The organism is Blastomonas sp. CCH1-A6, assembly GCF_001556365.1.
In the GTDB taxonomy this organism is placed as follows: Bacteria; Pseudomonadota; Alphaproteobacteria; order Sphingomonadales; family Sphingomonadaceae; genus Blastomonas; species Blastomonas ursincola.
Map to the genome: position 1 here is coordinate 1 of NZ_LSIS01000504.1, position 7891 is coordinate 7891.

The window sequence follows — 7891 nt, forward strand, 5'->3', positions numbered from 1 at the left end:
GTGCCCGGTGATCCGCCCGCCGCGCCGCCTTCGCCCGAGGCGATAGCCGCACTGCGCGCGCTGTTTCCCGATGGATCGGAGACACGAGATGGATGACGAGATCGAGCAGCTGCTGGTCAGCGTGCGCGCCGATACCCAGGGCTTTGGCCGCGATGTCGCGGTGATGCGCGGGCAGATCGACAGCACCTTGATCGAGGGCTTTGGCCGGGCAGGCCAGGTGCTCGAGCACGGGCTGCTCGCCGCGATCAGGCGCGGCTCGCTGGGCTTCGAGGATCTGAAGCGCATCGCGCTCGCGGTGATGGAAGAGATTGCGACAGCCGCGATAGAAAAGGGGCTGGCTGCGATCGGGCTGGGCAGGGGGGATGGTGGCGCATCGCCGGTGGTCGGCCTGCTGTCCGGGCTGCTCGGCCTGCCAGGTCGCGCGACGGGGGGGCCGGTTACCGCAGGGCGGCCCTATCTGGTCGGCGAGCGCGGACCCGAACTGTTCGTGCCGCAGGGCTATGGCCGGGTCGAGCCGCGGAGCGGCGGGGGCGGGCGCGATGTGCGCGTCTCGATCAGCATCAACGCTCCAGCCCAGTCCGCGCCAGCCGCGATGCAGGCCTCGAGCCGTCAGGTCGCGCGCGCGGTCCGCCGCGCGCTGATGGAGGATTGAGCCATGGCCTATTGGCTGTGCGATTCACGCCGCGACCAGGCATCGAGCCATATCCAGCGCTTCGATCCGCGTTTCTGGACGGTCAACTTCCCCCGCCCGATGATGGCGTCGGTGGTGACCATCGCGGCGGATGCGTTGCGGGTCGATCTGCAATTCCACGATCGCGACGCGCTCGCCGGGCTGATCTGGGAGAGCGAGGACCGGTTCGATCACCCGCTGCTCGCCTATGCGACCGGGCGCGACTATCGCCGCACCACGCTCAGCTTCCATTGGCGATCATCAGGGGTCAAGCCGCTTGATGCGGTGCATGGCCCGACGCTGACGATCGAGGGGCGCGATGCAGCGGGCCTGGCGAAGAGCTGGTATGTGCGGCTGTGGAACTATGCCAGCGGCACGCCCGAGGATGCGCGGATCACCTTGCCCTTTTCGGCATTGTCCGGCGGGTTCGCGCTGCCGGGCGAGGCCGATCCGGTGCATGCGGCGGACATCGACCGCATGTTCATTTCGCTGGTTCCGCCGAGCTATGACACCAGTCCGGGCGCGCTGGCATCCCCTGCCAATGGCTGGGTCGAACTGACCGACATGTCCTGCGATGGCGCAGGCGCAGTGCTCGAGATCGGCGACGTGCCGCTGCCGCCGCATGGCCTGGCGATGGCGACCGCCTATGACGACAGCTTCAACCTCACGCCCGCGCGGATCGTGCGCAACATCGTGGGTCTGGGCTATCGCGGGTCGATCAACCATTATGTCGGGATGAGCCATTATTTCTCGCTGGCGCGCACCGGCGGGGACTTGCTGGTGACCACCGCAGGCGGCGCGATCAACCCGCCCTGCGCCGCCTGGCACCGCAACCTGGCGGCCGAGGCCAAGCGCTTCGGCCTCAGCCCGATCCTGTCGCTGTCCTATGAGCTGTTCGACGCGCATTGCCCGGAAAGCTGGAAGCAGCGCGCGGAAAACGGCGACCCGGCGCTGACCGGCTGGGTGCCGCCCTCGGCCCTGCTCAGCCCGGCCAATGCCGACGCCATGGCCTATCTGCAGGCCGTCGGCGCGGCATTCGGTCAGGTCCTGGCGGAGGCGGGCCTGCCGGTGCGCTTCCAGGTCGGCGAGCCCTGGTGGTGGATCATGCCCGATGGCCGCATCTGCCTGTACGACGATGCTGCGCGCGCCGCCTTCGGGTCGGCGCTCGTCTCGATCCCGACGATCCGCGCATCGATGAACGCGGCGCAGCGCGCGATGCTCGATCAGGCTGGCGCGATGCTGGCAGATTCGACGCTGGCACTGGTCGATGCGGTGCGTGATGCGGTCGCGCCGCAGCCAGTGGAATCGCTGGTGCTGGTCTATCTCCCGACCGTGCTCGATGCGGCAGCGCCCGATGCGCGGCGCGCCAATGTGCCGGTCGGCTGGGCCTGGCCTGCGTTCGATGTGCTCCAGCTCGAGGACTACGACTGGGTGATCGAGGGGCGCTTTGCCGAGCAGCTCAGCGGGCTGGCCGCGATGCAGCAGCGGCTGTGCTATCCGCTGGCGCAGCAGCACTACATGAGCGGCTTCGTGCTGCTTCCCGAACACAAGGCCGTCTGGGCGAACATCGCGCGTGCGGCGGACATGGCCAAGGCGCGCGGCGTACCCGAGATTTTAGTCTGGGCGCTGCCCCAGGTCACGCGCGACGGCTTTACCTATTTCGATCTGGCCAGCGAAGGAGATGCTGCGATGCAGGCCTTTGACGACGTGCTGTTTCCGCTCGCCATCGGCCGTGAGGCGGAGTGCACCAGCCGCTTTTCGACCCAGGTGTTCCAGTCGGTGAGCGGGCACGAGACGCGCAACAGCCTCTGGGGCGATGCGACCCTGAGCTTCGATGTCGGTCCGGGCGTTCGATCAGAGGCGGATTGCGCCGAATTGATCGCCTTCTTCCGCGCCAGGCGCGGTGCGGCACGGGGCTTTCGGCTGCGCGACCCGCTCGATTGTAGCTCGGCCGAGGCCAACACGCCGCCGCATCATGCCGATCAGCTGCTCGGCGAGGGCGATGGCGTGCGGTCGGAGTTCGCGCTGGTGAAAAGCTATGGCGACCCGCCCGATGGCCAGCAGCGACGGATTACCCGTCCGGTCACGGGCTCGGTGCTGGTGTCATTGGACGGCGTGCCCGCCTCTGGCTGGACGCTCCAGCCCGGCGGCATTGTCCGCTTCGCTTCGCCGCCTGTCGCCGGTGCCGAGGTGCGCGCGGGCTTTCTGTTCGACGTGCCCGTGCGCTTCGCCACCGATGAGCTGACCGTGGGCGCGGCCACCTTTGCGGCGGGCGAGGCGGTATCGGTGCCGCTGGTCGAAATCCGCGAGGCGACATGAGGACACGCTGGTTCGACCGCCCGCTGGAGACGATCGCGATGCTCTGGCATGTCGAGCGGCGCGACGGCATCGCGCTCGGCTTTGCGGCGCACGACCGCGATCTGGTGATCGACCATGTCCGCTATCATGCCGCGCCGGGCATGCTGCCATCGGCGATCGAGATGGATGACGGGCTCGATCCGCTCGACATGGATGTCGGCGGCGCGCTCAGCCACGCGCTGATCCGCGCCGACGATCTGCAGGCAGGGCGATGGGACGAGGCCGCGATCCGCATGGGCCTCACCGATTGGGAGCGCCCGCACGAGGGCATCGCCTGGTTCTGGCATGGCCATCTGGGCGCGGTGTCGGTGCAGGGTCAGCGTTTCACTGCCGAACTGCGCGGCATCAAGGCCCGGCTGGATGCGCCCTATGCGCCCGCCGCCTCGCCATCGTGCCGCGCGGATTTCTGCGGGCCGGGCTGCGGGCTCAGCCGCGCGCGGTTCGAACGGGTGGTACCACTGGTGTCGGCTGACGAGACGGGCCTGGTTCTTGCCGGACTGGAGGCGGACGATGCCGCCAGGTTCGATCATGGCCTGCTGCGCTGGATCGGCGGGGCCAATGCCGGGCTGCAGAGCAGAATCCTCGGCCATGACGGCGCGGCGCTGCAACTGGACGTGCCGCCGCCCGAACCCGCACAACCGGGCGATCTCGCCATGCTGGTCGAAGGCTGTAACAAGGCCTTTGCGACCTGCTCGGGCCGGTTCGGCAATGCGATCAACTTTCGCGGCGAGCCGCATCTTCCCGGCAATGACCTGCTCACCCGCTTTGCGACCTTCTGACATGGGCGATGGGCACCGGCTCGCCGCCGCCGCGCTCGATCTGGTCGGCTGCCCCTTCCGTTTGCACGGACGCGATCCGGCCACGGGTCTCGATTGCGTCGGGCTGGTCGCGGCGTCGCTCGAACGGATCGGGCGCATGGTCGATGCACCTTCAGACTATCGGCTGCACGGCGGCTGCCTTGATCGGTTCGACGGCTGGGCGGCGATGTGCGGCCTCGAACCTGCGCCCGCAGCCACGAAAGGCGCACCGGGCGATGTGCTACTGTGCGAACCTGGCGTGCGACAATTTCATGTGCTGCTCGATGCCGATGCGCTGCTGGTGCATGCGCATATCGGCCTGGGACGGGTCGTCGCCACGCCGCTACCTGCGCCCTGGGCGGTGCGGCGGCGCTGGCGGCTTCAGCAAGGACAGATCTGATGGCAACTCTGGTATTGAGCACCGTCGGCACGCTGGTCGGCGGTCCGCTGGGCGGCGCGCTGGGCGCGCTGGTCGGGCGCACGATCGATCAGACCGTCCTGTTCCGTCCAAGGGATCGAGAGGGGCCGAGGCTCACTGATCTGGCGGTGCAGAGCTCGCAATATGGCAGTCCCTTTGCTCATGTTCATGGCCGCATTCGGATCGCCGGGACGGTCATCTGGGCGACGGACCTCAAGGAGCGCCGCATTCGCGAGGGCGGCGGAAAGGGCAGGCCGGGAACGACGCGGTACAGCTATTCGGTGAGCTTCGCCGTCGCGCTGTCCGCGCGGCCGATCCAGGGCGTCGGACGCATCTGGGCCGAGGGCAATCTGCTGCGCGGCCAGGACGGTGTGTTCACCAGCGAGACCGGTTTTCGCTTGCACACCGGCTATGGCGACCAGCCGCTCGATCCGCTGATCGCTGCTGCCGAAGGGCCGGGACAATGCCCGGCCTATCGGGGCCTGGCCTATGCCGTGTTCGAGGACATGGCCTTGGAAGAATTCGGCAACCGCATCCCTTCGCTGACCTTCGAGGTGATCGGAAGTGCCGAGGATGTGGCGCTGGGTCCGCTCATTGCCGACCTGACCGTCACCGGGGTGCCCGATGGCGAAGAGTCGGTGACCGGCTGGAGCTTGCCGGCCGAAAGCCGACGCGATGCGGTCCAGGCGATTGCCGCTGGATTTCCGATATCGCTGGTCGAGCAGGATGGTGAATTGCGGACGATCTGGCGCGAAAATGCGCTGGAGCCTGTGAGCCTCATCCCCGCGCAGGCGCTGCTGCCGCGCGATGCATCGGACGTGCGGGCGTTCGAGCGCCAGCGGACCGCGCCGCCATCGGGCGCGCTGGCACTGCGCTATTATGATCCTGAGCGCGACTATCAGCCGGGACTGCGCCGGAGCGGCAGCAGCGGGAGTGGCCGGGCGCAGCAGATCGACGTGCCTGCGGTGATGACCGCCGCGCGAGCCCAGCAGCGGGTGGAGCAGCTCGTGCAACTGGGCCGCGACGGGCTGGAGCAGCTGCACTTGCGGGTCGCCCTGGTCGATCCTGCGCTGCAGCCGGGCCGGATCGTGACGGTGGAGGGCATCGCCGGGCGCTGGCAGGTGCGGCATTGGCAATGGCGGGCCGAGGGGATCGACCTTGCGCTGGTCAGCCAGCGCACCCGCCCGTCCCCGCTTGCTGCCAGCAGCGATCCGGGGCGCAGCGTGAACACCCCTGACGATGCGATCGGCGCGACCGTCCTGGCGCTGTTCGATCTGCCATCCCCGATGGATCGGCCCATGGACCATCCCCATATCGCCATCGCTGTGGCCGGCGCTTCGGCAGGCTGGCGCGGGGCGACCGTCTATACGCGCGAGGCGGATGGATCGACCGGCGAGCCGCTCGATTTCCTGCGGATCGGCGCCACCATGGGCGAGGTAATCGTGCCGCCGACGAACGGGACGGCGCTGCTCCGGGACGAACGCTCCTCCATTACCGTGCGGCTGGTGCGCGACGGTCCGCTCATTCTTGCCAATGCCGATGACGATGCGCTCGCAAGCGGAGCCAATATGGCAATGGTCGGCGCCGAGCTGGTGCAGTTCGCGCGCGTGGACCCGCTCGGCGACCGCACCTTTCGCCTCACGAGTCTGTTGCGCGGGCGCGGCGGAACCGAGGATTGCACGGCTGGCCACAGCGCGGGCGAGGGCTTCGTGCTGCTCAACGAAGCGCTCGGGCTCGTCGATCCCGTCCGGATTGGTCCCGGGCCGGATTTTCGCGCGGCGGCACAGGGCAGGGGCGATGGGGCCCCGGTGCCTGCCGATCTCGCCAGCCCGGGCCGGTCGGTCCGCCCGCTCTCGCCGGTGCATGGACGGATCGAACGTGGGGAGGCCGGCGACCTGACGATCCGCTGGACGCGTCGCAGTCGCAGCGGCTTCGCCTGGCGGGATCTGCTCGATGCGCCGTTGGGCGAGGAGTTCGAGGCCTATCGGGTTTCGATTCTTGCCGACGGCATCGCAGTCGCTGCTTTCGAGTGCGCGTCGCCGATGCTGGCGCTTGATACGGTTACAGTCGCCGCGCTTTCTGCCGCCGCGAGCGAGGTCGTCGAGGCTTGCATTGTCCAGCAGGGAGCCTTCGGCGTCTCACCGGCGCTCATCGTGCCGTTGGAGCTCTGAAACGGTCCTGTCCCGACCGGCGAAAGCGCGAGGCCAAGCCTTGGGCCCAGCAACGGGAGCCGGTCGACACGCTCCCAGTCCCTTTCTCTCAGCCGCGCGAAAGGCCAGCCATGTCATCTACCCCCAATTTCTCGATGCCCATGCTTCATGCCGCACAGGCACAGAAGGAAATCACCCACAACGAGGCTCTGGTGCTGGTGGACGCGTTGTTGCGCGGTGGCGTGAAGGCCATGCTGAACGACCCTGCGCCGCTCGCGCCTGCATCCGGTCAGGCGTGGATCGTTGGCCCCGCCCCCGTCGGTGCCTGGGTCGGCCATGCAGGGAAAATCGCAGTCTGCACAGATGGGGGGTGGCGTTTTGCGACAGCGCCAGTCGGGATGCAGCTGCACGATGACATGGCGGCGATCTGCCGAAGGTTCGATGGCAGCGCATGGTCTGCCTATCCCCCGATCGCCCCGCCGGTGGGCGGATCGATTGTCGACGCCGAGGCTCGCGCGACGCTTGCCGCGGTGCTCGCAGCGCTACAGCAGGCGGGTCTGGCCAGCGTTACGTGATTGATCTCAAGCCTATTATGCGTTTATGATTCGGTGTGTTACTCTCATTCGCGCTGCCTTGTCCGACAGGCTGCAGCAGAGGTGCATTTTTTGCGTGGCACCCCCTGAAATGGCGACATTTTGGCAACAGTCCGGCCAAAACCGCGCTTGCGTGGCAACTGTCTTGGCGTTAGTAACGTTGCCGAGTTGTCGTTCCAAATCCTACTTATAAGGGGAAAATCTATGCGCAAGTTAGTCGTTGGACTGGCGTTGGCATCTACCGCCCTGACGACGCCGGCTTTCGCCCGCGACGGTCAGTGGTATGTCGGTGTCGAAGGCGGCGCCATGATCGTCGAAGACATCGAATTCGATGTCGGCGCTCTGAGCAATGCCACCATCGTTGATTCTGACACCGGATACGATGTCGGTGCGGTCGTCGGTTACGACTTCGGTCCGTTCCGTCTGGAAGCGGAAGTCAGCTACCGTGAAGCGGACCTGACCGACGTTCAGACGCAGGTTGGCATCTCGCGCGGTGCTGCTCCGACCGCTATTGGTCGTTTTGCCTCGGTTGGCAGCGCCAATGCGCTGGCATTCATGGTCAACGGCCTGATCGACTTCGGTCCTGATGACGGCCTGCAGGGCTTTGTCGGTGGCGGCGTCGGCGTCGCTCGCACCGACTTCAACGGTTCGACCCAGCCGGGCACTGGCCCCTATATCGACGATTCGGACACCGGCTTTGCCTGGCAGGTTCTGGCGGGCATTCGTGCTCCGATCAGCGACAGCTGGGACGTGGGTCTGAAGTATCGCTTCTTCAACAGCGACTCGGTCGATCTGCTGAGCGTCAACGGACGCGAGTTCGACGGCCGCTTCCGCAGCCACTCGATCCTGGGCAGCATCATCTACAACTTCGGTGGTGAAGAAGCGGCCGTCGAACTCGCGTCCGT

The 7891-nt window shown here is 67.3% G+C and carries 7 protein-coding genes; all 7 read left to right on the top strand.

Translation table 11 applies throughout. The annotated features are described in order from the left end of the window. The first annotated feature begins 88 nt into the window (after positions 1-88). Entirely contained in the window at positions 89-652 is a 564-nt protein-coding gene (locus AX735_RS22145) for a tail tape measure protein (protein ID WP_066284790.1), read from the top strand. A gap of 3 nt (positions 653-655) precedes the next feature. Then, complete coding sequence (locus AX735_RS22150; RefSeq protein WP_066284791.1) at positions 656-2989, top strand: DUF2460 domain-containing protein; 2334 nt, start codon at positions 656-658, stop codon at positions 2987-2989. After that, positions 2986-3807 (top strand): DUF2163 domain-containing protein, encoded by an 822-nt coding sequence (locus AX735_RS22155; protein ID WP_066284792.1) that lies wholly within the window; start codon positions 2986-2988, stop codon positions 3805-3807. Before AX735_RS22150 ends, AX735_RS22155 begins: the two co-directional genes overlap by 4 nt. A gap of 1 nt (position 3808) precedes the next feature. Beyond that, entirely contained in the window at positions 3809-4225 is a 417-nt protein-coding gene (locus tag AX735_RS22160) for a hypothetical protein (protein WP_066284793.1), read from the top strand. Continuing rightward, positions 4225-6414 (top strand): phage tail protein, encoded by a 2190-nt coding sequence (locus AX735_RS22165; RefSeq protein WP_066284794.1) that lies wholly within the window; start codon positions 4225-4227, stop codon positions 6412-6414. Before AX735_RS22160 ends, AX735_RS22165 begins: the two co-directional genes overlap by 1 nt. A gap of 110 nt (positions 6415-6524) precedes the next feature. Continuing rightward, on the top strand, positions 6525-6968 hold the full coding sequence (locus tag AX735_RS22170) for a DUF2793 domain-containing protein (RefSeq protein ID WP_066284795.1): 444 nt from the start codon (positions 6525-6527) through the stop codon (positions 6966-6968). 222 nt (positions 6969-7190) lie between these two features. Next, positions 7191-7891 (top strand): outer membrane beta-barrel protein (locus AX735_RS22175; RefSeq protein WP_156447584.1); only part of this gene is annotated, 701 nt, incomplete at its 3' end.